This window comes from Salipiger mangrovisoli (assembly GCF_015223355.1).
In the GTDB taxonomy this organism is placed as follows: Bacteria; Pseudomonadota; Alphaproteobacteria; order Rhodobacterales; family Rhodobacteraceae; genus Salipiger; species Salipiger mangrovisoli.
On sequence record NZ_JADFFK010000031.1, the window covers coordinates 23,179 to 47,844 of the forward strand.

Annotated in this window: 19 protein-coding genes and 1 pseudogene; 14 read left to right on the forward strand and 6 right to left on the reverse strand. The window is 67.8% G+C overall.

The features are described from left to right. Window positions 1–72: 72 nt before the first annotated feature. The 4 genes and pseudogenes from IQ782_RS30450 to IQ782_RS26235 form a co-directional block, all read left to right on the forward strand. Window positions 73–204 (forward strand): annotated as a pseudogene (locus IQ782_RS30450) (GMC oxidoreductase); the annotation flags it as partial. Window positions 205–516: 312 nt separating this feature from the next. Further along, window positions 517–1,524: a TAXI family TRAP transporter solute-binding subunit gene (locus IQ782_RS26225; RefSeq protein WP_240989586.1), complete on the forward strand. Its 1,008-nt coding sequence runs from the start codon at window positions 517–519 to the stop codon at window positions 1,522–1,524. Window positions 1,525–1,644: 120 nt separating this feature from the next. Next, complete coding sequence (locus tag IQ782_RS26230) at window positions 1,645–3,726, forward strand: TRAP transporter permease (RefSeq protein WP_194137638.1); 2,082 nt, start codon at window positions 1,645–1,647, stop codon at window positions 3,724–3,726. Between the two features lie 173 nt (window positions 3,727–3,899). After that, on the forward strand, window positions 3,900–4,595 hold the full coding sequence (locus IQ782_RS26235; protein WP_194137639.1) for a transposase: 696 nt from the start codon (window positions 3,900–3,902) through the stop codon (window positions 4,593–4,595). Between the two features lie 101 nt (window positions 4,596–4,696). Here IQ782_RS26235 and IQ782_RS26240 read toward each other — a convergent pair whose 3' ends face one another. Beyond that, window positions 4,697–5,614 (reverse strand): LysR family transcriptional regulator, encoded by a 918-nt coding sequence (locus tag IQ782_RS26240; protein WP_194137640.1) that lies wholly within the window; start codon window positions 5,612–5,614, stop codon window positions 4,697–4,699. 156 nt (window positions 5,615–5,770) lie between these two features. Here IQ782_RS26240 and xdhA point away from each other — a divergent pair, with 156 nt between their 5' ends. From xdhA to IQ782_RS26270, 6 genes are all read left to right on the forward strand, one after another. Further along, window positions 5,771–7,222 carry a xanthine dehydrogenase small subunit gene (xdhA, locus tag IQ782_RS26245; protein ID WP_194137641.1) on the forward strand — a complete coding sequence of 484 codons (1,452 nt, stop codon included), beginning with the start codon at window positions 5,771–5,773 and terminating at the stop codon, window positions 7,220–7,222. 12 nt (window positions 7,223–7,234) lie between these two features. Continuing rightward, on the forward strand, window positions 7,235–9,559 hold the full coding sequence (xdhB, locus tag IQ782_RS26250) for a xanthine dehydrogenase molybdopterin binding subunit (protein ID WP_194137642.1): 2,325 nt from the start codon (window positions 7,235–7,237) through the stop codon (window positions 9,557–9,559). Continuing rightward, entirely contained in the window at window positions 9,556–10,383 is an 828-nt protein-coding gene (gene xdhC / locus IQ782_RS26255; RefSeq protein ID WP_194137643.1) for a xanthine dehydrogenase accessory protein XdhC, read from the forward strand. Before xdhB ends, xdhC begins: the two co-directional genes overlap by 4 nt. Window positions 10,384–10,450: 67 nt before the next feature. Next, on the forward strand, window positions 10,451–12,034 hold the full coding sequence (locus IQ782_RS26260) for a xanthine/uracil/vitamin C permease (protein ID WP_194137644.1): 1,584 nt from the start codon (window positions 10,451–10,453) through the stop codon (window positions 12,032–12,034). A gap of 92 nt (window positions 12,035–12,126) precedes the next feature. Beyond that, window positions 12,127–13,464 carry a guanine deaminase gene (guaD, locus tag IQ782_RS26265; RefSeq protein ID WP_194137645.1) on the forward strand — a complete coding sequence of 446 codons (1,338 nt, stop codon included), beginning with the start codon at window positions 12,127–12,129 and terminating at the stop codon, window positions 13,462–13,464. Window positions 13,465–13,621: 157 nt separating this feature from the next. Beyond that, a complete protein-coding gene (locus IQ782_RS26270) occupies window positions 13,622–14,506 on the forward strand; it encodes a bifunctional allantoicase/(S)-ureidoglycine aminohydrolase (protein ID WP_194137646.1) in 885 nt (294 codons plus the stop codon). Here the strand turns inward: IQ782_RS26270 and bhcR are convergent. Continuing rightward, complete coding sequence (gene bhcR, locus IQ782_RS26275; protein WP_194137647.1) at window positions 14,487–15,329, reverse strand: HTH-type transcriptional regulator BhcR; 843 nt, start codon at window positions 15,327–15,329, stop codon at window positions 14,487–14,489. The two genes, IQ782_RS26270 and bhcR, sit on opposite strands and share 20 nt — an antisense overlap. A gap of 168 nt (window positions 15,330–15,497) precedes the next feature. On the opposite strand from bhcR, the gene bhcA reads away from it, so the two are divergent. The 4 genes from bhcA (at window position 15,498) to bhcD (ending at window position 19,894) form a co-directional block, all read left to right on the forward strand. Next, on the forward strand, window positions 15,498–16,688 hold the full coding sequence (bhcA, locus tag IQ782_RS26280; protein WP_194137648.1) for an L-aspartate--glyoxylate aminotransferase BhcA: 1,191 nt from the start codon (window positions 15,498–15,500) through the stop codon (window positions 16,686–16,688). Next, window positions 16,688–17,659 (forward strand): beta-hydroxyaspartate dehydratase BhcB, encoded by a 972-nt coding sequence (gene bhcB / locus IQ782_RS26285; RefSeq protein WP_194137649.1) that lies wholly within the window; start codon window positions 16,688–16,690, stop codon window positions 17,657–17,659. Before bhcA ends, bhcB begins: the two co-directional genes overlap by 1 nt. Window positions 17,660–17,662: 3 nt before the next feature. After that, window positions 17,663–18,826, forward strand: a complete 1,164-nt coding sequence (gene bhcC / locus IQ782_RS26290; RefSeq protein WP_194137650.1) for a 3-hydroxy-D-aspartate aldolase BhcC — start codon at window positions 17,663–17,665, stop codon at window positions 18,824–18,826. A gap of 102 nt (window positions 18,827–18,928) precedes the next feature. Continuing rightward, entirely contained in the window at window positions 18,929–19,894 is a 966-nt protein-coding gene (gene bhcD, locus IQ782_RS26295) for an iminosuccinate reductase BhcD (RefSeq protein ID WP_194137651.1), read from the forward strand. Between the two features lie 200 nt (window positions 19,895–20,094). Here bhcD and IQ782_RS26300 read toward each other — a convergent pair whose 3' ends face one another. The 4 genes from IQ782_RS26300 to IQ782_RS26315 all read right to left on the reverse strand — a co-directional run bounded on the left by IQ782_RS26300 (window position 20,095) and on the right by IQ782_RS26315 (window position 24,591). Further along, window positions 20,095–21,558 (reverse strand): uracil-xanthine permease family protein, encoded by a 1,464-nt coding sequence (locus IQ782_RS26300; RefSeq protein ID WP_194137652.1) that lies wholly within the window; start codon window positions 21,556–21,558, stop codon window positions 20,095–20,097. A 52-nt stretch (window positions 21,559–21,610) separates the two neighbouring features. Continuing rightward, window positions 21,611–22,099, reverse strand: coding sequence for an ureidoglycolate lyase (locus IQ782_RS26305; RefSeq protein ID WP_194137653.1), 489 nt, complete (start codon window positions 22,097–22,099; stop codon window positions 21,611–21,613). Next, entirely contained in the window at window positions 22,096–23,532 is a 1,437-nt protein-coding gene (puuE, locus tag IQ782_RS26310; protein WP_240989587.1) for an allantoinase PuuE, read from the reverse strand. The genes IQ782_RS26305 and puuE overlap by 4 nt, the downstream gene beginning before the upstream one ends. Window positions 23,533–23,655: 123 nt before the next feature. Next, the gene (locus IQ782_RS26315; protein WP_194137654.1) at window positions 23,656–24,591 is read right to left on the reverse strand and encodes a LysR family transcriptional regulator; all 936 of its coding nucleotides are present in this window, start codon (window positions 24,589–24,591) and stop codon (window positions 23,656–23,658) included. Between the last annotated feature and the right edge of the window lie 75 nt (window positions 24,592–24,666).

Consider the following 24,666-nt stretch of genomic DNA (forward strand, 5'->3'; position numbering starts at 1 on the left):
TCAGGACACATGGTAGAGACGAAGGAGCATGATGCACCGCGCTCCACAGGGTGGGGACATGTCTGATACGTTCTGGCCGGGCGCGGCGCAGATGGCGCGCCTGTGGTCGACGCCACGCTGCGGGTCAGGGGGAGTAACGGCCCGCGGGTGGTCGATGCCTCGATCATGCCGCGGATCCTGTCCGGCAAAGCGGCCTCGCCGATTGTGATGATCGCCGAGAAATCCGCTGTGATGATCCTGCGTTCCCAGGAGCGTGGCGGCACGCAAGATACAAAGCTATGGACGGTGAGCCGCTCCCGTCGCGTGGTCTGGGTTAAATGTCACCGTTTGCACAATTGCACCGAACCGAGGGTCCCCGCACAAGGCATGCGGCACTCAGAGTTCAACGCGCTGGAGGCACTCCTGAAGCGCGCGATTAATGTAATCGACACTTACACGAATGCCCTTGTGCGAGCCGGGGAAGGGCCGATAGATTGCGGATGTCTTAGGTACCTCAGTGACTTTGGAGAGAACTCTATGAAAAACCAGACGCTTTTGGCTGCGCTGGCGGTTTCTGCCGCAGTGGCCGCAGGCTCCGTCTCCGCGCAGGAAATGTCCTTCTTCCGCATCGGCACCGGCGGCACCGCCGGCACCTACTACCCGATCGGCGGCCTTCTCGCGAACGCGATCTCCTCGCCTCCGGGTTCGCGCGCCTGCGAAGAGGGCGGCTCCTGCGGCGTTCCGGGGCTCGTTGCCTCGGCACTCTCGGCGAACGGCTCGGTGGCCAACATCAACGCGATCGCCGGCGGCACTCTGGAATCCGGTTTCTCGCAGTCCGACGTGGCGACCTGGGCCTACACCGGAACAGGCATCTGGGACGGCAAGGAGCCGGTCGAGAAGCTGCGCGCCATCGCCAACCTCTACCCTGAATCGATCCACCTCGTGGCCAGCGCCGACTCCGGCATTGCCTCGGTCGCGGACCTGAAGGGCAAGCGCGTCTCGATGGACGAGCCGGGCTCCGGCACGCTGGTCGATGCCCGCATCATCCTTGAAGGCTACGGTCTGTCCGAGGCCGACGTGAAGGCCGAATTCCTCAAGCCCGACCAGGCCGCCGACCGGATGCGCGACGGCGCCATGGACGCCTTCTTCTTCGTGGGCGGCTACCCGGCGGGCGCGATTGCCGAGCTGTCCAGCCAGCACGACGTGACCATCGTTCCGATCAGCTGCGACGACGCCCCCTCGATCTGCGAAACCTACGGCTTCTTTGCCTCCGACACGATCCCGGGCGGCACCTACGAAGGCACCGCCGACGACGTGAACACGCTCTCCGTTGGCGCACAGTGGATCACCTCGGCCGACCAGCCCGAAGAGCTGATCTACGGCATCACCAAGGCTCTGTGGAACGACAACACGCGCAAGCAACTCGATGCCGGCCACGCCAAGGGCAAGGTGATCACCAAGGAAACCGCCCTCAACGGCATCGGTATCCCGCTCCACCCCGGCGCCGAGCGCTTCTACAAGGAGGCGGGCCTGCTGACCGAGTGATCGGCCACAGCTGACCGCCGTGACGTCCGGGGCCGCGCATCGTCGTGGCCCCGGACTGCTTTCGGAACCCGCGCCGCCGCCGCGGCCCCTGCCCCGACCCCCTGACATCCCGGAGCCCCGATGACCCAGGACCGACCTCAACCGCTGACGGATGGAGACGACATCCGCAGCCTCAGCGCCGAAGAGCTTCAGGCGCTGGAAGAAAAATTCGACCCCGAGCTGCGGTTCCGGGTGCTGGCGAAGCCGCTGGCCATCGCCGCCGGGGTGATCCTCTTCGCCCTGTCGTGCTACCATTACTACACCGCCGGCTACGGCATTCCGCAGGCCACCACGCACCGCGGCCTGCACCTTGGCGCGACGCTGCTGCTGGTGTTCCTCAGTTTCTCCGCCTTCGGCAAGAAGGAAATCCGCCCCTCCATCCTCGCGCCAGGGGGGCTGCCGATCACGGACTGGGCTCTGATGCTGGCCGGCGCGACTGCCGCGCTCTACGTGCCATGGATCTACGCGGATCTGGCATTCCGCGTTGGCAATCCGCTGCCCATCGACGTCGCCATGGGCACCATCTTGATCGTGGTCCTGCTCGAGGCGGTGCGCCGCTCCATGGGCTGGCCGCTGCCGGTGATCGCGGTGCTCTTCATCGCCTATGCCTATTTCGGCCAGTACATGCCGGGCATCCTCGTGCACCCTGGCGCGAGCTGGACGAACATCGTCAACCACCTCTACCTGACCTCGCAGGGCATCTATGGCACCGCCCTCGGCGTGATCGCGACCTACGTGTTCCACTTCGTGTTGTTCGGGGTGATGGCGACGCGGATCGGGCTGGGGCAGCTCTTCATCGACATCGCCTCGGCGCTGGCCGGCCGCTACGCCGGCGGCCCGGCGAAAGTATCGGTCGTGTCCTCGGCGCTGCTCGGCTCCATTTCCGGTTCTTCGATCGCGAATACCGTCACCACCGGCTCGCTGACCATTCCGGCGATGATCCGCATCGGCTACCCGCGCCACTTCGCGGCGGCCGTCGAGGCCGCCTCGTCCACCGGCGGGCAGATCACGCCGCCGGTGATGGGAGCCGTGGCCTTCCTGATGATCGAATATCTCGGCGTGCCACTGACCACCATCCTGACCGCGGCGCTGGTCCCTGCCTTCATGCATTTCTTCGGGGTGCTCGTGCAGGTCCACCTCGAGGCGCGGCGCCTTGGCTTGCGCGGCCTGTCTGCCTCCGAACTGCCGAACGCCTGGAAGGTGTTCAAGGCAGGCTGGCTTTCGGTCGTGCCCCTGGTGATCCTCGTGGCGGTGCTGCTGTCGGGCCGCACGCCCTTCGCCGCCGCCTTCTACTCGATCACCGCCTGCATCGTCGTCTTGGCGATCCAGCAGATCATGGCCGGCGGCCTTGCCGAAGGCATCAAGGGGACCGCGCGCGGCGTATGGGAGGGCTTCATCCTCGGCGCCCGCCAGTCGCTCGCAGTGACCGCCGCCGCCGCCCTGGTCGGCGTGGTGATCGGCGTCGTGACCCTCACCGGTGTCGGCTTCAAGATCGCCTACATGGTGACAGGCGTCGCTTCGGGCTGGGCGACGGAGGTCTCGGGCTGGCTGTCGGTATTGCCGTTTGAGATCATGGGGGTGCAGACCCTCACGCTGCTCTTCACCCTGATCCTGACAGCGATCGTCTGCATCCTTATGGGCTGCGGCATCCCGACCACGGCGAACTACATCATCATGGTTGCGGTGGCGGCTCCGGTGCTGGGCCTGCTGGAGGTGCAGCCGCTGGTCGCGCATTTCTTCGTCTTCTACTACGGGGTGCTGGCGGACGTGACACCGCCCGTTGCCATGGCCGCCTACGCGGGTGCGGGCATCGCAGGAGCCAACGCGTTCAAGGCGGGGAACACCGCCTTCCGCCTGTCCATGGGAAAGGCGCTGGTTCCGTTCATCTTCGTCTTCCAGCCTGCGTTGCTGCTCGTCACCGACGGGTTCACCTGGTCGGGCTTCTTCCTCGCCTTCGGGGGTGCGGTCATGGGAATCTGGGCGCTGTCTGCCGCGGTGTCCAACTGGTTGTTCGCGCCGCTGCACTGGCTGGAGCGAGCCGTTCTGGCCTTTGCGGCAATCCTGCTGGTCGCTCCCAATATCACGGCAACGCTGATCGGTCTCGTTCTGATCCTGCCCACCGCGTTCCGGCAACTCGCGGCCAACAGGCGACAGGCGGCCTGACCTTCAGGACAATGCGAAGAGGAGAAGCCACGTGGAGAACCACGTGGCTTTTTCTTTGCACTAATGGGGAATGTTGCACCGGCCTTGCACATGCGATGGCGTGCGCCCCTGCGGGAAGACCAGTTGGCCGGGTTGAATTGACCCGCCGCGGGCTTTCCAGGGGAAGAATGCCCATGCCCAGACTCCACCGAAGCCACAGGACCGAATGCAAGCGCCAGATCGTCGCCAAGCATAGTGGCGGCGAGACGCGCCGCGCGCTTGGCCGCCGCCACGACGTGTCGCGCAACCTGATCGGTGCCTGGATCGAAAAGGCGGAAGCCCGTGAGCTCGACGCGGACGTGGCGGCGACCGAGTTGATGGCCGAGTACGCAGCCCGGATCGTTGCGCTCGAGCGGCTTGCCGGGCACCAGGCGCTGAAGATCGCGGTTCTGAAGGGGACTCAACGCTCCGGACGCTTGCCGAGAAACGGGCCTGCATCCGGGCTGCCGACCTCGGGGGCTCTCGATCCGGTAGGGATGGCAACCGATGGACGTCGCGAGGTCCGGCTCCTATGGCGACCGCCGGGTCGATGCCGAGTTCCGGCGTCCGGGCATGGTCGTGAATTCGAAGTTCAGGACCCGGACCAACTCTGGATGGCCGACCTGACCTACACCACCATCGCCCGAGGCTTTCTCCATGCCGCATGGATCAGGTCGGAGGAGCAGATCGAGGCGGTTCAGGCCGAAGCCATCGCCCGCCCGGCCCCAGCGTCATCGGGAGACGCGTGCCCTCTCAGGATCAGCTCGCACCCTTCGTGCCGCCCTGGATCGAGGCTGCCAAGCGACGCGAACTCCCCTATTTTGCGGATCGCGCCAGCATGCCCGGCGTGAGTCAGGTCGGTTCTCGCCCGCCAGTCTCTGAACCGCAGCCATGCATGTGGTCCCGTGGCGAAGGCCGCGGTGCCACTGCTCCTCGCCCAGAGGGGCGGGCCCTACCCCTTGGGCATCCCCGCGATGGTCGCCCTGACCGCCTCTGCCATGTGATCGACAAAGAGCCTGATCTTGGGATCCTGAAGCTTGCGATGCGGAAAGAGGCAACCGAAGGTCGAAGGCGGCGGCGGCGCGTCCGGCAGAACCTCGACCAGCGCGCCGCTGCGCAGGTGCTCCGCCACTTCGAGCCGCGGACGGTTGGCGATGCCCTGCCCGTCCAGCGCCCAGCGGATCAGCACGTCACCGTCGTCGGCATCGAAGCGCCCCGCGACCTCCAGCCGCCGCAGCCCGCTGCCTGTCTTCAGCTGCCAGAAATACTCCGGCGAGCGCGGATAGCGCAGCAGCAGGCAATTGTGCTGACCGCCGAGCAGATCCTCCGGAGCCATCGGTGTTCCATGCCGCGCAAGGTAGGACGGGGCCGCGCAGAGCACCCGCGGGCAGTCGCAGATATGGCGCAGCTTGAGGCTCGAATCCTTGGGAACCCCCAGGAAGAAGGCGAGGTCGAGCCGCTCGGCCACCATGTCGATCAGGCGGTCCGACAGGCGCATCTGCACCTGGACCTCAGGGTATCTGTCGGTGAACTCCGGCACCAGCGGCGCGATGATCCGCCGCCCGATCCCCAGCGGCGCCGTCACCCGCAGCGCGCCGCGCGGGGTTTCCGAGAAATTCGCCACCACCGCCTCGGCTTCGTCGACAGAGGCGAGCACCGTCTTGGCCTGCTCGTAGAACACCCGGCCGACCTCGGTGGGGCTGATAGACCGGGTGGTGCGATTGAACAGGCGCACCCCAAGGCGGCTTTCCAGTTCCTTGATCCGTTTGCTGGCGACCGCCGGGGTCAGTCTCAGGTCGCGCCCCCCGGAGGTGATGCTGCCCAGCTCGACGGTCCGGACAAACACCCGCAGGCTCTCGATATATTGCATGGCTGACCTCCGTCCGCAGGCATACTACGGCGCGCGACAGATTATTATCAACAATACGTATAAAGTCCTTGGCAAAAGCGCGCGTATTCATTGAGAGTGCCTTGCTCTAGCGTCGCCTCCGATCACCCAGCCACATGCTCAGCCACGGAGGGATGCATGACGCACCGGAGCGAGATCCGCTTTCTGCTCAACGGGAGGGCCGTGTCCCTGCCTCAGGTCCCCGCCGCGCAGACCCTGCTCGACTTCCTGCGGCTCGACCGCCGCTTGACCGGGACAAAGGAAGGCTGCGCCGAGGGCGACTGCGGCGCTTGCACCGTGCTGGTCGGCCGCCTGCACGACGGCGTGCTCCGCTACGAGGCGGTCAATGCCTGCATCCGCTTCGTCGCCTCGCTCGACGGCTGCCACGTGGTGACCATCGAGCATCTCTCGGGCCCAGACGGCGCGCTGCACCCGGTGCAGCGGGCAATGGTCGAGCATCATGGCGCGCAATGCGGCTTCTGCACGCCGGGGATCATCATGTCGCTCTACGCACTCTGGATGCAGGTGCCACAGCCGACCGAGGCGCAGGTGGAAACCGCGCTGCAGGGCAACCTCTGCCGCTGCACCGGCTACGCGCCGATCATCCGCGCCGCCGTGGCGGTGAGCGAATACGGCACGCCCGAGGCGGATCATCTGACGGTCGAGCGCGACCGCGTCACCGCCGAGTTGGCGGCGCTGAAGGATGGCCGCCGGGTCGAGACCGGGCCCGATGGCGACCGCGCCATCCTGCCCGCCGATCTGGACGATTTCGCCGCGGCCTACGCCGCGCACCCGCAGGCCACGGTGATCGCCGGCGCAACCGACGTCGGGCTCTGGGTCACCAAGTTCCTGCGCCCGATCTCGCCCGCCATCTTCATCGCGCATCTGCCCGAGCTGAAGGCGGTGGAGGTCACCCCCAAGGCGATCACCCTCGGCGCCGGGGTCAGCTACTCCGAGCTTCAGCCGCTGATCGCGCAGCACCTGCCGCATCTTGCCGAGTACTGGGACCGCATCGCCGGCTGGCAGGTGCGCAACATGGGTACGATCGGCGGCAACATCGCCAATGGCTCGCCGATCGGCGACACGCCGCCGGTGCTGATCGCGCTCGGCGCCGAGGTCACGCTGCGCCTTGGCGCGAGCCGCCGGACGCTGCCGCTGGAGGCGTTCTTCATCGATTACGGCAAGCAGGACCGCCGCCCGGGTGAGTTCGTGGAAAGCATCCGCGTCCCCCTGCCTTCCGCTGCCACCCGCTGCGCTGCCTACAAGATCTCCAAGCGCCGCGACGAGGACATCTCGGCCGTCGCCGCCGGGATTTCCGTGACGGTCGAAGGCGGAGTGATCCGGGATGCCCGCATCGCGCTTGGCGGCATGGCGGCCACGCCGAAGCGCGCCGCCAAGGCCGAGGCCGCGCTGATGGGCCAGCCCTGGAGCGAGGCCAGCTTTGCCGCCGCCGCCCGCGCCATGGCCGAGGATTTCGCCCCGCTCAGCGACTGGCGGGCCAGCGCCGACTACCGGATGCGCGTCGCCCAGAACCTGCTGCGGCGGTTCTTTCTCGAACAGGATGGCCAGCCCGTCCGCCTGAGCGCCTGAGGGAGGAGAGACATGAAACACCAGCCCAACATCCGCGGCGCGGTCCACGAGGATCGCCAGCACGACAGCGCGATCAAGCACGTGCGCGGCCTTGCTGAATACACCGACGACATCGCCGAACCAATCGGGACGCTGCACGCCTATCTCGGTGTGTCCTCAGTGGCCCATGCCACGCTGAAGGGCCTCGACCTTTCCGCCGTGCGCGCTGCCCCCGGCGTCGTCGATGTGCTCACCGCCGCCGATATCCCCGGCCACAACGACATCAGCCCGACCGGGCGCGGCGATGAGCCGGTCTTCCCCACCGAGAAGATCGAGTTTCACGGCCAGCCGCTTTTCGCGGTAATTGCCGAGACCCGCGATGCCGCCCGCCGCGCCGCCGCGCTCGCCAAGGTGGAGGCCGAGGTGCTGCCGCATGCGCTGGACCCGATCGCGGCGCAGGAGGCGGGCTATCCGCTGATCACCGACCCGCTGAAGCTGGAGCGTGGCGAGGTCGAAGCCGCGATGGCCACGGCGCCGCACCGGCTTCGCGGCAGGCTCGCGGTTGGCGGGCAGGATCACATGTACCTCGAGGGGCAGATCGCCTTCGCCCTGCCGGGCGAGGACGACGACGTGATCGTCCATTGCTCGACCCAGCACCCGAGCGAGGCGCAGCATATGGTGGCGCATGTGCTCGGAGTGCCGAGCAACGCCGTGGTGGTCAACGTCCGGCGCATGGGCGGCGGTTTCGGCGGCAAGGAAAGCCAGATGAACCTCTTTGCCGTGGTCGCCGCCATGGCGGCCAAGCGGCTGAACCGCCCAGTGAAAATCCGCCCCGACCGCGATCAGGACATGACGGCGACGGGCAAGCGCCACGACTTCGTCATCGACTATGACGTCGCCTTCGACGGCGCGGGCCGCATCCGCGCGGTGGACGGCACCTTCGCGGCGCGCTGCGGCTGGTCCTCGGATCTCTCGGGCCCGGTCACCGACCGCGCGCTCTTCCATGCCGACAACGCCTATTTCTACCCCCACGTGCGCCTGCAGAGCCGCCCGATGAAGACCAACACCGTCTCGAACACCGCCTTCCGCGGCTTCGGCGGGCCGCAGGGCGTGGTCGCCGCCGAACGGATGATCGAGGAGATCGCCTATGTGCTCGGCAAGGACCCGCTGGAGGTGCGCAAGGCCAACTTCTACGGCGACGCCCACGACGGCCGGAACCTGACCCCCTATCATCAGGAGGTCACCGACAACATCATCGGCCGGGTGGTCTCGGAGTTGGAGGAAAGCTGCGACTACCAGCAGCGGCGCCGGGACATCCTGAAGTTCAACTCGGAAGGCGGCGTGCTGCGCAAGGGCATCGCGCTGACCCCGGTGAAGTTCGGCATCTCCTTCACCGCCACCCACTACAACCAGGCTGGCGCGCTGATCCACGTCTACTCGGACGGCTCGGTGCACCTCAACCACGGCGGCACCGAGATGGGTCAGGGGCTCAACACCAAGGTGGCGCAGGTGGTGGCGGATGCCTTCCAGGTCGATTTCGAGCGCATCAAGATCACCCGCACCACCACCGAGAAAGTGCCCAACACCTCCGCCACCGCCGCCTCGTCGGGCTCGGACCTCAACGGCATGGCGGCGCTCGACGCCGCCGAGCAGATCAAGGTGCGGCTGGTCGAGTTTGCCGCCGGGCATTGGGGCGTGCGCCCCGAAGAGGTGCGCTTCGTGCCGGGACATGTGCAGGTGGGCGCGCAGCTTCTGCCATGGGAGCAGATGATCAAGGCCGCCTACATGGCGCGCGTTCACCTCTCGGCGGCAGGCTTCTACAAGACGCCCGACATCCACTGGGACCGCGCCGCGGGCAAGGGACGGCCGTTCTACTACTTCGCCTACGGCGCGTCCTGTTCGGAGGTCACCATCGATACGCTGACCGGCGAGTACCGGGTGGAGCGCACCGACATCCTGCACGACGTCGGTCGCTCGCTGAACCCGGTGCTCGACCGCGGGCAGGTCGAGGGCGCCTTCGTCCAGGGCATGGGCTGGCTGACCACCGAGGAGCTCTGGTGGGACCAGAAGGGCGCGCTGCGCACCCATGCGCCCTCGACCTACAAGATCCCGCTCGCCTCGGACCGCCCGCGCGTCTTCAACGTGAACCTCGCCGAATGGTCCGAGAACCGCGAGCGCACCATCAAGCGCAGCAAGGCCGTGGGCGAGCCGCCCTTCATGCTGGGCATCTCGGTCTTCGAGGCGCTGTCCATGGCCGTGGCCAGCGTGGCGGACTACCGCGAATGCCCGCGCCTCGACGCCCCGGCCACGCCCGAGCGCGTGCTCATGGCGGTCGAGCGGCTGGCGGGGCGGGCATGAACGCGCTGCAAACGTTCCTCAGCACCCCCGGCGCGGTCGCGCGGGTTCGCTTGGCCCGCGTGCGCGGCTCCTCGCCGCGCGAGGCGGGCTGCGAGATGTACGTGAGCACCGGGGCGCAGCACGGCACCATCGGCGGCGGCCAACTCGAACATCGCGCCATCGCCGCCGCGCGGGCGCTGCTGGCGCGCGGAGATCTTGCGGAAACGCTGGATGTGCCGCTCGGCCCGGAGATCGGCCAATGCTGCGGCGGGCGGGTCGAAGTCGCGCTCACCCGCATGGGCACGCTGGACCGGCAGGCAGCGCTGGCGCGGGCGGCAGAGCAGGCCGCTGCCCTGCCCGTGGTGCAGATCCACGGCGCGGGCCACGTGGGCCGGGCGCTGGCGAACCTGCTGCAACACCTGCCGGTGCGCTGCGTGCTCATCGACTCCCGTGCCGAGGAAGTGGCGCTCTGCAGCGCCCGGGTCGAGACCCGGATCACACCGCTGCCGGAGCTGGAGATCACCATGGCGCCGCAAGGCAGCGCCTTCATCGTGCTGACCCACGACCATGCGCTCGACTTTCTTTGTGCATCGGCGGCGCTGCAACGGGGCGACGCGCGCTACGTCGGACTGATCGGCTCGGCCACCAAGCGCGAGAAATTCCGCCGCTTCGCGCGGGACCGGTGCGACGGGCTGTCCGATGCGGCGCTCACCTGCCCGATCGGCGCGCAGGGCGGTCGCGACAAGCGCCCCGAGGTGATCGCCGCCTTCGTCGTGGCCGAGGTGCTTTCCGCCCTCACCCGCGAACAGGGCGCGGCGCAGCCCGTGGCCTTCGCCGCCGAATAACCCCCGCGACCGTCCGAAGAGGAGCGGACGCCGCGGGACAACTGCAAGCAACCCGAGGAGATCCCACATGCGGGAAGGGAGCTACACCTACAAGCTGTTCTCACGCAGCGATTTCAGCGCCTTCTGGGCGCTGTTCACCGACAATCTGATCAACCTGATGGTGCTGGCGGGCGTCTGCCAGTTCGTCTTCGGCATGCCGTCCGAGATCGTCTACGGCCGCATCCTGCCCGGCGCGGCGGTGGCGATCCTGTCGGGGGTCGCGGCCTATGTCGTTCTGGCCAAACGCGCCGCCGCGCGGCACGGGCGCGACGTGACCGCCCTGCCCTACGGCATCTCGACGCCGGTGATGTTCGTCTATCTCTTTGGCGTCATCGGCCCGATCTACTGGTCGACGAACGATCCCATGCTGGCCTGGCAGGTCGGCATCGGCGCGGGCTTCATCGGCGGCATCGTCGCCGCCATGGGCGCGATCGTCGGGCCGTGGCTGAAGCGGGTCACCCCGCGCGCCGGGATGCTCGGCACGCTCTGCGGCATCGCGCTGGTGTTCATCGGCACCGTGCCGCTGGCCACGATCTTCGAGCAGCCCTACATCGGCTTTGCCTCGATGATCATCATCCTCTGGGGGCTGGTCGGGCGCTTTCGCCTGCCGTTCAACATGCCCGCGGGTCTCTTGGCGCTGATCGTCGGCACCGCAGTGGCCTTCAGCATCGGCGAGGCACGGATCAGCCTCGAAGGCACCGGCTTCTACCCGCCGCTGCCCTATGTCGGGGACCTGATCGCGGGGATCAACCACCTCTTTGCCAACCCCGAGCTCTTCCTGGTGCTGGTGCCGGTGCAGATCTACAACTTCATCGAGACGATGAACAACGTCGAGAGTGCCGAGAGCGCCGGGGATCACTACCCGGTCGGCGTGTGCCAGATCACTGATGGTCTGGGCACGATGATCGGCGCGGTCTTCGGCTCGCCCTTCCCGACCACCGCCTACATCGGCCACCCGGCCTACAAGCGCATGGGCGCGCATGCGGGCTACATCATCGGCGTCGGCACGGTCATCCCGCTCGCCGCCTTCCTCGGGTTGCTGGCCTTCCTCAACAACCTGATCCCCGAGGCGGCCGCCGCGCCGGTGCTGGTCTTCGTGGCGCTGAGCCTGATCACCAACACCGCGCATTGCGTGAAACCTTCACACATGGCCGCCGTCACCATAGCGATGATGCCGCATGTGTCGTCCTTCCTGATGATCAAATGGGGGGCGCTGATGGGCGCGCTGCAGGCAACCGGGGTGCAGGGCCTGCCGCAGCTCGGCGACGAAGCCCTCACGGCGGCCCTGCTGCAGCAGGGCGCGCATTTCGCCGGGCATCTCTCGCTCAGCCAGGGCGCGATCCTGACCGGGCTGATCTGGGGCGCCATCGTCGCCAGCGTGATCGACGGGCGGTTCCGCAACGCCGGGGGCTTCGCGCTTGCCGCCGCGATGATGTCGCTGGTGGGGATCATCCACGGCGCCAGCCTGCACTGGCCCGCGCTCGGCCCGGTGTCGGCCGGTTACCTGATCGCCGCCGCCTTCCTCTACATCTACCCGCTCTTCCACCGCGAGGGCGCGCCGCAGAACGACACCGTGGTGCTCGACGAGCCGCCTGCCGCGCCCGCGGAGTGATCCGGGCAGAGGCATCCCGAGCCCACCGGCGCGGGCCGCACCCCGGCCCGCGCCCCTTTTCTTCCTCCCCAAGCCTGCCGAAAGGTGACCCCATGAAGACCGACCAAGTGCTCCTGCGCGGACGCATCCTCAGCTTCACCGCCGAGCCGAAAGGCCCCGAGGACCGTACCGCCTATCGCTACATCGAGGACGGGGCGATCCTGCTCGGCGGCGGGCTGATCCGCGCCACCGGAAGCTACGACCAGCTGTCCCGGCAGGCGCCCGCGGTGCCGGTGGTGGATCACCGCCCGCACCTGCTGATGCCCGGCTTCATCGACACCCACATCCATTACCCGCAAGTCCAGGTCATCGCGTCGTGGGGGGCGCAGCTTCTGGACTGGCTGAACAGCTACACCTTCCCCGAAGAGACACGCTTCGCCGATCCCGCCCATGCCGAGGTGATGGCCGAATGGCTGATGGGGCAGCTCTGCGCCCAGGGCACCACAACCGCGGTCGCCTACGCTTCGGTCCATGAAGCTTCGGTCGAGGCCTTCTTCTCCGCCGCCGCACGGCGGGACATGCGGATGATCACCGGCAAGGTGATGATGGACCGCAACGCCCCCGAGGCGCTGCGGGACACGCCGCAATCGGGCTATGACGCCAGCAAGCGGCTGATCGCGCGCTGGCACGGCAAGGGCCGTGCGGGCTATGCCATCACCCCGCGCTTCGCCATCACCTCGAGCCCCGAGCAGCTGGAGATGGCGGGCGCGCTGGTCGCCGAGCATCCGGACTGCCACGTGCAGACCCACCTGTCGGAGAACCGCGACGAGATCGCCTATACCCTCAGCCTCTACCCCGAGGCGCCGGACTACCTCGGCGTCTACGAGCGTTACGGGCTGCTCGGCCCCAAGACGCTGCTTGGCCACTCGATCCACCTCGAGCCGCGAGAGATCGACCTCTTGGCCGCGACCGGGGCCAAGCCGGTGTTCTGCCCGACCTCGAACCTCTTCCTCGGCAGCGGGCTCTTCGATGACGCCGGGCTGCGGGCGCGCGGGATTTGCAACGCCGTCGCCACCGACGTCGGCGCGGGCACCAGCTACTCGATGCTGCAGACGCTGAACGAGGCCTACAAGGTGCTGCAATTGCAGGGCCAGAAGCTGCACCCGCTCCGCGCCTTCCACTGGATCACCCGCGGCAACGCCGTGGCGCTGGGGCTCGAGGACCGGATCGGCACGCTGGAGCCGGGCACCGAGGCGGATATCGTCGTGCTCGACGCTTCTGCAACCGAGCCCATGGCGTTGCGGATGGCGCGCGCCCAGACCCTGAGCGAGGAGCTGTTCGTGCTGCAAATGCTCGGCGACGAGCGCGCCGTGGCCGAGACCTACGTGTCCGGCGTGCCGCAGAAGCGCGGCGCGGCCCGGGTCCGTCAGCCGGAGCTGCATCCGGCCTGAGCCCAACCCAAGCACACTCCTCGCCTTTCGAAAGGACCGAAAGGCGAGGGGCGATTATCTTTCTTTTCCGAAAAGACCTTTCGCCCCGCGCCCGGTCGCGCACCGCGTACGCGGCCTGCATACTCGTGCCAGATCCCCTCCCTTCGGAGATACGACAATGACTTCCCCCAAGACCAGCTACTACGCCCCCGAAGGCGGCCACCCGCCGCAGACCCAGCTCTTGACCGACCGCGCCGTCTTCACCGACGCCTATGCGGTCATTCCCAAGGGCACGATGCGCGACATCGTCACCAGCTTCCTGCCGTTCTGGGAAGGCACCCGACTTTGGGTGCTGTCGCGCCCGCTCAGCGGCTTTGCCGAGACCTTCTCGCAATACATCATGGAGGTGCAGCCGGGCGGCGGCTCGGACCACCCCGAGACCGACGCGGGGGCCGAAGGCGTGCTCTTCGTCGTGGGCGGCGAGGCGACGCTCACCGTCGAGGGCGAAACCCATGTTCTGACCGAGGGCGGCTATGCCTTCCTGCCGCCAGCCACGCTCTGGACCCTGCGCAACACGGGGAGCGAGGTGCTGCGCTTCCACTGGATCCGCAAGGCCTACGAGGCGGTGCCCGGCCTGCCCCACCCCGAGGTGATCATCGCCAACGAGCAGGACATCGCCCCCACCCAGATGCCCGGCACCGACGGCAAATGGGCGACCACCCGTTTCGTCGATCCCTCGGACCTGCGCCACGACATGCATGTCACAGTCGTCACCTTCGAGCCCGGCGCGGTGATCCCCTTCGCCGAGACCCACGTGATGGAACACGGGCTCTATGTGCTGGAAGGAAAGGCGGTGTACCGGCTGAACCAGGACTGGGTCGAGGTCGAGGCGGGCGATTACATGTGGCTCCGCGCCTTCTGCCCGCAGGCCTGCTACGCGGGCGGCCCGGGTCGGTTCCGCTACCTGCTCTACAAGGATGTGAACCGCCACATGGCGCTGCGCCCGTCCGGCGCGGCCCAGCCGATGCCGGCGCCGCGCAAGGTCAGCGCCCCGGCGGTCTGACCCCGCCGATCGCCTCTGTCAGCTCCCGGGCCGCGCGCATCACCGCGCGGCTCGTCTCGTTCGTGCTGTCCTCGCGCAACCGGATGGTGGGACCCGACACCGAGATCCCCGCCACAGCCTCGCCCGAGGCATCGAAGACCGCCGCCGCGATACAGCGCATCCCGAGGTTTTTCTCCTCTGCGTCGATCGAATAGCCCCGCGCCCGGATTGCCGCGAGATCGTCATGCAGCGCCTCGGGCTCTGCCAGCGTATGCGGGGTGAATCGTTCCATGGTCCGCGCCAGAAATTTCCGGAGTCGCTCTCCCTCCATCTCGGCCAGCAGCGCCTTGCCGATCCCCGAGGCGTGCAGCGGCGACAGCGTGCCCGGCGGGAAGAACGCGCGGATGCTCTCATGCGTCTCGACCTGGCTGACGAAGAGCACCGAGGCCTCGCGCACGATGCCGAGGTTCGCCGTCTCGCCGGTCATCTCCATCAACCCGCGCAGGATCGGCCGCGCCCGCTCGACAAGGCTGGTGCGGCGCAGGAAACGCGCGCCGATGACAAAGGCCTGCGGGCCGATGTGCCAGAGCTGCTCGGCCGGGTCGAACTCCACCATCCGCCGTCCCTCGAGGGTGACGAGGGTGCGGTAGACCGTCGCCGGGGACTGGCTCAGGTCGCTCGCGAGCTCCGACAGGGTGAGCCCGGGGCGGGTGCTGAGATAGTCGAGCACCTCCATTGCCCGGTCGAGCGACTTGATGGTGTTCTGCGCGCTGTTGTCCTCCCATCCGCGGGGCCGTCCACGGGCGCGGCGGGGGGTGCCTTCGGCATCTTTCGGAGAATCCATCAAATCTCTTTCATTCAACTTGAAAGCCGAATTCATGATATGAAAAAATCAACTACCTGACAACGCGTCATTTTCCTCATTGGCGCTTTTCTGAAAAACGATTTCAAAAAAATTTCCTCGGACACATCCCCCGGCTACGGTGATCTCCAGCGACCAGAGGAGGTGGCCATGAGCTTCCAGAACCCCGTTTTCATTCCGGGCCCGACCAATATTCCCGAGAGCCTGCGCAAGGCCTGCGACATGCCGACGATCGACCATCGCTCGCCGCTGTTCGGGCAGATCCTGCACCCGGCGCGCGAAGGCGTGCGCAAGGTGCTCAAAAGCGAAAGCGCCGAGGTCTTCATCTTCCCCTCGACCGGCACCGGCGGCTGGGAGACGGCGCTCAGCAACACGCTTTCGCCCGGCGATACGGTGCTGGCGGCGCGCAACGGCATGTTCAGCCACCGATGGATCGACATGTGCCAGCGCCACGGGCTGACCGTCGAGGTGGTCGAGACGCCCTGGGGACAGGGCCTGCCGGCAACCCGCTACGCCGAGATCCTCGCCGCCGACAAACAGCACCGCATCAAGGCCGTGCTCGCCACCCACAACGAGACCGCGACCGGCGTGCGCTCGGACATCGCCGCGGTGCGCCGCGCGCTCGACGAGGCAGGTCACCCGGCGCTGCTCTTCGTCGATGGGGTCAGCTCGATCGCCTCGATGGATTTCCGTTTCGATGAATGGGGCGTCGACTGCGCCGTCACCGGCTCGCAGAAGGGCTTCATGCTGCCGCCGGGTCTTGCGATCGTCGGCTTCAGCGACAAGGCGATGGCCGCGACGAAGACCGCCAAGCTGCCGCGCACCTTCTTCGACGTGCACGACATGGCCAAGGGCTATGCCAACAACGCCTACCCCTACACCCCCGCCGTCGGCCTGCTGAACGGGCTGAACGAGGCTTGCAGGATGCTGCTCGACGAGGGGCTGGAGAACGTCTTTGCCCGCCACCACCGCATCGCGGAAGGTGTGCGCGCCGCCGTCCGCGCCTGGGGGCTGGAGCTTTGCGCCGCCGCGCCCGAGGTCTATTCAGACACGGTCAGCGCCATCTGCACCCCCGAGGGCTTCAACGCCACCGACATCGTCAGCCACGCCGCGCAGACCTACGGCGTCGCCTTCGGCACCGGCCTCGGCGAGGTTGCCGGCAAGGTGTTCCGCATCGGTCACCTCGGAAGCCTCACCGACGTGATGACCCTCTCGGGTCTCGCGACCGCCGAGATGTGCATGAAGGACCTGGGCCTCGACATCACGCTCGGCTCGGGCGTCGCGGCGGCACAGGACTTCTACCGTGCCACTCCTGCGCTCACCCGGAAGGAGGCCGCGTGATGAAGGATATCGCGCTGAACATCCCCACCTACGATGACATGCTGGCGGCCCACGCCCGCATCGCGCCGCACATCCACCGCACCCCGGTGCTGACCTCTGCCTTCCTGAACGAGCTCACCGGCGCGCAGCTCTTCTTCAAGTGCGAGAACTTCCAGAAGGCGGGCGCCTTCAAGGTGCGCGGCGCGTCCAATGCGGTCTTCGGCCTCTCGGACGCCGAGGCGGCGCGCGGCGTCTGCACCCACAGCTCGGGCAACCACGCCCTGTCGCTCAGCTACGCCGCCGGGCGACGCGGCATCCCCTGCCACGTGGTCATGCCGCGCACCGCGCCGCAGGCCAAGAAGGACGCGGTGCGCGGCTACGGCGGGATCATCACCGAATGCGAGCCCTCGACCAGCTCGCGCGAGGCGGTCTTCGCCGAGGTGCAGGCGGCCACGGGCGGCGATTTCGTCCACCCCTACAATGACCCCCGCGTGATCGCGGGCCAGGGCACCTGCTCGCGCGAGTTCATGGAGCAGACGGACGGGCTCGACATGGTGCTCGCCCCGATCGGCGGCGGCGGGATGATCTCTGGCACCTGCCTGACGCTGTCCGCCCTCGCCCCCGAATGCCAGGTGATCGCCGCCGAGCCCGAGCAGGCCGACGACGCCTACCGAAGCTTCAAGGCCGGGCACATCATCGCCGATGACGCGCCCGAGACCGTGGCCGACGGGCTGAAGGTGCCGCTCAAGGATCTGACCTGGCACTTCGTTTCCAACCACGTCAGCGACATCCTCACCGCTTCGGAGGAGGAGATCGTCGAGGCGATGAAGCTGATCTGGAAGCGCATGAAGATCGTGATGGAACCCTCGAGCGCCGTGCCGCTTGCAACCATCCTCAAGAACCGCGACCGTTTCGCCGGAAAGCGCGTCGGTCTCATCATCACCGGCGGTAATGTCGATCTCGACCGCCTGCCCTGGACGCAAGGAGCCTGAGCCATGAATGCACCCGTGACTTTCGACCAACTCGAGGTCGGCTATGACGTGCCCGCCCTGCCCGGTATGGATGCCGCCGACATCCAGACGCCCTGCCTCGTGCTGGACCTCGACGCGCTCGAGCGCAACATCCGAAAGATGGGCGATTACGCCCGCGCCCACAACATGCGCCACCGCGTCCACGGCAAGATGCACAAGTCGGTGGACGTGGCGAAGCTGCAGATGCGCCTCGGCGGCGCCGTCGGCGTCTGCTGCCAGAAAGTGTCCGAGGCCGAGGTCTTCGTGCGCGGCGGCATCAAGGACGTGCTGGTCTCGAACCAGGTGCGCGATCCGCGCAAGATCGACCGGTTGGCCCGCCTGCCGAAGCTCGGTGCCCGGATCATCGTCTGCGTCGATGACCTTGCCAACGTCGCCGAACTCTCGGAGGCCGCGCAGCGCCACGGCACCACGATCGAGTGCTTCATCGAGATCGACTGCGGCGCGGGCCGCTGCGGCGTGACCACCTCCGAGGCGGTGGTGCAGATCGCGCTGGCCATCGACGCCGCGCCGGGGCTCGAGTTCACCGGCATCCAGGCCTACCAGGGCGCCATGCAGCATCTCGACAGCTACGAGGCGCGGCGCGACAAGCTGAACGTGGCCATCACGCAGGTCAAGGAGGCCGTGGCGGCGCTGGAGGCCGTTGGCCTGAAGCCCGAGTTGGTCTCTGGCGGCGGCACCGGCAGCTACTATTTCGAGAGCAACTCGGGCGTCTACAACGAGCTGCAATGCGGCTCCTACGCCTTCATGGATGCCGATTACGGCCGCATCCGCGACAAGGACGGCAACCGCATCGACAACGGCGAGTGGGAGAATGCCTTCTTCATCCTCACCCAGGTGATGAGCCACGCCAAATCCGACAAGGCGATCTGCGACGCGGGCCTCAAGGCGCAGTCGGTCGACAGCGGCCTGCCGGTGGTCTTCGGGCGCACCGATGTCGAATACGTCAAATGCTCGGACGAGCATGGCGTCATCTCGGACCCCTCGGGCGTGCTGAAGGTCGGCGACAAGCTCAAGCTGGTGCCCGGCCACTGCGACCCCACCGCCAACGTGCACGACTGGTACGTCGGCGTGCGCGGCGGCAAGGTCGAGGCGCTCTGGCCGGTCTCCGCCCGCGGCAAGGCCTACTGATCTCCATCCCCAAGCCCCACGCGCCTGCCCTGCATGCAGGCGCGTCCTGCCCGCGCGTCCATTGTCCCGGCGCGCGGGCCTTTTTGACGAAAAGGAGAGCCCATGCTCATCGTTCCCGAACGCGAGATTGCCGACCTGATGACCCGCGAGGCGGCCTTTGCCGCGGTCGAAAAGGTGTTCGCTGCCATGGCCGCCGGCGACGCCTATAACTTTCCCGTCGTGCGCGAGGCCATCGGCCACGAAGACGCGCTTTACGGTTTCAAGGGCGGGTTCGACCGCTCGGGGCTGACGCTGGGGCTGAAGGCCGGGGGCTACTGGCCGAACAACCTCGAAAAGCGCGGCCTCATCAATCACCAGTCCACGGTGTTCCTCTTCGATCCCGACACCGGCAAGGCCAGGGCGATGGTGGGCGGCAACCTGCTGACCGCGCTGCGCACCGCCGCCGCCTCGTCGGTGTCGATCCGCCACCTCGCGCGGGACGATGCGAAGGTCATCGGCATGGTCGGCGCGGGCCATCAGGCCACCTTCCAGCTGCGCGCCGCGCTCGAGCAGCGCGACTTCGACAAGGTGATCGGCTGGAACCTGCACCCCGAGATGCTGCCCAACCTCGAGAAGGTCGCGGCCGAGGCGGGGCTGCCCTTCGAGGCGGTCAACCTCGAGGGAATGCGCGCGGCCGACGTGATCATCTCGATCACCTCCTCCTTCGCGCCGATCCTGATGGCCGAGCACGTTTCGCCGGGCTGCCACATCGCCTGCATGGGGACCGACACCAAGGGCAAGCAGGAAGTGTCCCCGGCGTTGCTGGCGAAGGCAACCGTGTTCACCGACGAGGTGGCGCAATCCGTGTCGATCGGCGAAGCGCAGCATGCGGTGGCGCAGGGGCTGATTGCCGAAGGCGACATCACCCAGCTTGGCGCGGTCATCAACGGCACGCATCCGGGCCGTAGATCGGCCGACGAGATCACCCTCTTCGACGGCACCGGCGTGGGGCTACAGGACCTTGCCGTGGCTGCCGCGGTGGTCGATCTGGCGGTCGAGAAGGGCATCGCCATCGAGGTCGATTTCTGACGCCCGGCCAGCATCCGCAGCCTTGAGGGGCGGGGGTGACAAACTCCCGCCCTTTCCTTTTGTCCCGGAGCCCGCCCCTTCTCCGGCGCGCCCGGGAAATGCCCCGGTGTTGTCCGGGGCGCTCCGACCAGCCTCCGTCGAAACGCAGACGGCGCGCCCCCGAAGGGACGCGCCGCCGCTTCCACGAAGGATCGATCGGGTCAGGCGCCTTCGCCGCGCGGCTCCTCTCCGCGATGGCCGGCCATGCCGCCCGAGACCTCTTCGGTGGATTCCTCGGCCAGTTCCTCCGGCAGCACGAGGTTGAGCACGATGGCGATCAGCGCGGCAGGCAGGATGCCCGAGGCACCGAGGATGCGCAGCGTGTCGGGCAGGTGCTGCAGCGCGTTGGGCGCACCCGGCGCGACATTCAGCACCTCGAGCTGAAGTCCCAGACCGACCGACAGCGCCACGGCGAAGATCACCATGTTGCGCCGCGTCCAGTCGACATCCGACAGCATCGAGATACCCGAGGCGACGACCATGCCGAACATCACGATGACGCCGCCGCCCAGCACCTCGATCGGCACGGTGCGGATCAGGCCGCCAACCTTGGGGACCAGCCCGCAGATGATCAGGAAGACCGCGCCGATGGTGACCACGTGGCGGCTCATCACGCCGGTCATGGCGATGAGCCCGACGTTCTGGCTGAACGAGGTGTTGGGCAGCCCGCCGAAGATCCCCGCGATGGCCGAGCCGACGCCGTCCGCATAGGTGGCACCGGCGATCTCGCGGTCGGTGGCCTCGCGGCCCGCGCCGCCCTTGGTGATGCCCGAGACGTCACCGACGGTCTCGACCGCCGAGACGAAGGCCATCAGGCAAAAGCCGATGACCGCCGCGACCGAGAACTCGATCCCGTAACGGAACGGCTGCGGCAGCGAGAAGGCGGCGGCGTTCTGCCACGACCCGGCGATGGCATCGAGCGACAAGAGCCCGGTGAAGATCGCGTAGACATAGCCGACGAGGATGCCGACCAGCACCGCCGAGATGCTAAGCATGCCGCGGGCGAAGAACTTCAGTCCCAGCGTCACCGCCAGCACCACCAGTGCCGCCGACCAGCTGGCCCACGACCCGTAGCTTGCAAGCCCCGCCTCTTTCGCCGGCACGCCGCCCGCCGAATACTCGATGCCGACCTTGACCAGCGCGAGGCCGATCATCGTCACCACCAGCCCGGTCACCAGCGGCGGCAGGGCGAAGCGGATGCGCCCGATCACCGTGCCGAGCAGCGCGTGGAAGATGCCGCCCGCGAGGATGCCGCCGAACATGGCGGCGAGCCCGTCGACGCCCTTGCCCGCGACCAGCGGGATCATGATCGGGATGAAGGCGAAGCTGGTGCCCTGCACAATCGGCAGCCCGGCCCCGATCGGCCCCAGCGTGAGCGTCTGGAACAGCGTCGCCACCCCGGCAAAGAGCATAGACATCTGGATGAGGTAGAGCAGTTCCGGGAAGTCGGGGCTGTTCGAGCCGAAGCCGAAGCCCGCCGCGCCCGCGACGATGATCGCCGGGGTCACGTTCGAGACGAACATCGCCAGCACGTGCTGGATGCCGAGCGGGATGGCGCGGTTGAGCGCGGGGGTGAAGTTCGGATCGCGCAATTGCTCGGGCGTTCCGATGCGGTGGTCGGTCATGGTCTGGGGTGCTCCCTGCTGGTGCGCGGGGCCGGTCTTGCTGCCGGCTTCCTCACGCGGTGGCGTGAACGAGGTAGGGCTCTGTGAACCAGTGCTCCTCGAGGTTTGGCCCCTCGCCGATCCGGTCGATCACGGCAAAGAGCCCCGGCGCGTGCAGCGGGGTCAGCACCCCGTGCCACGTGCCGCGATGGAAATTGATCCCCTGCCCGGGGCGGGTCAGGTAGGCACGGGGCCTGCCGGGGCGGCCGCCCTCGTCGGGGGCGACGACCACGAGGAACGGGTCATGGCTCATCGGCAGGAAGGCCTGGCTGCCCTGTGGGTGGCGCTCGACCATCTCGAGCCGCAGCGGCAGCGCGCGCGGTTCTGCCTTGAAGAGGCTGATCCCGGCCCGGCCCTCCACGATGTCGAGCGACGCGCGGTCGTGGAAGCGCCCGCAGAGCCCCTGATTGATGATCCTGTCGGGGGTGCCCTCGGCCTCCAGCACCTCGCCGTAGGGGGCAAAGGCGGCAGCGGTCAGCGGTTCGGCATGGATACTGCTCATGCGCCGAGCTTGTCGATCAGGCGCAACTCGGCGATGCGCTCGACCTGCCGGCAGGCCTCGGCGAACTCGGTGGTGCGGTCGTTGCCGAGGCGGCGGCGGAAGGCCTGCATGATCGAGGCCTTGTCGTTGTCGCGCACGGCGATGATGAACGGGAAGCCGAACTTCGAGGTGTAGGCCTCGTTGAGGTCGGTGAAGCTGGCGCGCTCTTCGTCGGTCAGCGCATCGAGCCCCGCGCCCGCCTGCTCGGCGGTCGACTCCGCCGTCAGCCGCTTGGCCTGCGCCAGCTTGCCCGCAAGGTCGGGGTGCGCGGTCAGCACGCCGAGCCGCTGCTCGTCCGTGGCCGCGCGGAACACCCGCGCCAGCGCCGCATGCACGCCGCGCGCGGTGTCGTGGGTCTGACCGAGTTCCAGCGCATGGGCCCCCTCGGCGATCCACGGGCTGTGCTCGAAGACGCCGCCAAAGGTCTCGACAAAGGCGCGGCGGTCCATGTCCGACGGGCGCTGGCCGGTCGGCGCGGGATGCTCCGCCGCCCAGTGCTCGGCGATCTGCGCACGGGTGGCGAACCAGACGCCCTCGTGCCCGGACATGTGGGCCAGCACCCGCTTCAGCGCCGCGACCCGGCCCGGACGCCCGACCAGACGGCAGTGCAGCCCGATCGACAGCATCTTAGGCGCGCCATCCGCACCCTCTTCGTAGAGCGTGTCGAAACTGTCGCGCAGGTAGCTCTCGAACTGGTCGCCCGAGTTGAACCCCTGCGGCGACGCGAAGCGCATGTCGTTGGCGTCGAGCGTGTAGGGCACGATCAGCTGGTCCTTGCCGCCGAACTTCACCCAATAGGGCAGATCGTCCGCGTAACTGTCAGCGATATAGGCAAAATCACCCTCCTCGGCCGCCAGACGCACGGTGTTCATCGAGCAGCGCCCGGTGTACCAGCCGCGCGGCGGTTCCCCGGTCACCAGCGTATGCAGGCGGATCGCCTCGCGGATCTGCGCGCGCTCCTCGGCCTCGGGCATATCCTTGTGCTCGACCCACTTCAGCCCGTGCGAGGCGATTTCCCAGCCGGCGCGCTGCATGGCGGCGACCTGCTCGGGGGCGCGGGCGAGCGCGGTGGCGACGCCGTAGACGGTGACGGGGAGGTCCTTCAGCAACCGGTGCAGCCGCCAGAACCCGGCCCGCGCGCCGTATTCGTAAATCGACTCCATGTTCCAGTGCCGCTGGCCGGGCCATTGCGCCGCGCCGACGATCTCGGACAGGAAGGCCTCCGAGGCGGCATCCCCGTGCAGGATGTTGTTCTCTCCGCCCTCCTCGTAGTTGACCACGATCTGCACCGCGATCTTCGCGCCGTTCGGCCAGTTGGCGGCGGGCGGGGTCTCGCCGTATCCGGTCATGTCGCGGGGATAGCGGGATGCGGTCAGCGGGCTGTGCAAGGTCATGGGGACGGGCTCCTTCGGTGTTGCCTCCGGGTCATCCCCCACGTTTAGTCCGGAAAATCCCGGATGATTTTCAATTTCTGTTTGAAGCTGCCTCAACCACCTTGCGCAGGGCGCGGCGCGCGCCTAGCGCCCGCTTTCCGCCGCGCGCTGCTCGGCCTGACGGATCGCCGTGCCGATGCGGTCGGTGATGTAATCCATGAACAGCCGCGTCTTCGGGTCCTGTCCCTTGCGGTGGGTGAAGAGGCAGGCCATCTGGATCGGCTCTGGCGGCGTGTCCTCGGCCACCGGCACCAGCCGGCCGCTGCGCAGGTACTCGGCGACCTCGAAGACCGGCTTCAGCGCAATGCCCTCACCGGCCAGCGCCCAGTCGGTCAGAACGTCGCCGTCATCCGACTCGTAGCGCCCCGAGACGGCAAATCGCTTCGGGCCCTCGGCGGTGCGCAGCCGCCACTGGAACTCGGTCGCGCCGGGAAAGCGCAGGTTGAGGCACTCGTGACGGTGCGCGATCAGCGCCTCGCCCGAGGTCGGATTGCCGCGCCGCGCGATGTAGGAGGGTGCGGCGACCAGCACCCGCGCGACGTCGGCGATCTTGCGCATGCGCAGGGTGCTGTCCTCGGGCTGGCCGAGGAAGAAGGCCAGGTCGAGCCCCTCGGTGGTCAGGTCCACCTTGCGGTCCGACAGGCGCAGGCGGATTTGCACCTCTGGATACTCCTTCAGGAAGCCAGGCACTTGCGGCGCGATCAGCCGCCGCCCCACGCCCAGCGGTGCCGCCACGTAGAGCGAGCCCTTGGGGTTGTCGGTCAGTTGCGCCACCTGCGCCTCGGCCGCCTCGAGGGCTTCGAGCACCTCGCGCGCGCCTCCGTAGAATGCACGCCCCTGCTCGGTGGGGGTAAGGTTGCGGGTCGTGCGCTGGAACAGCCGCACATTGAGGTGCTCCTCCAGCTGCGAGATTCTGGCCGAGGTCACCGCCGGCGAGATGCGCAGATCCCTCCCTGCGGCAGACATGCTGCCCAACTCGTAGACACGAACGAAGGTGCGGATATTGTCGAGGTAGGACATTCTTCGGCAAATCTTGAAACTGCTTGGGTGATGCCGGAGATAGCAGAATAATCGGGGCGGGCCTAGGGTGCCGCA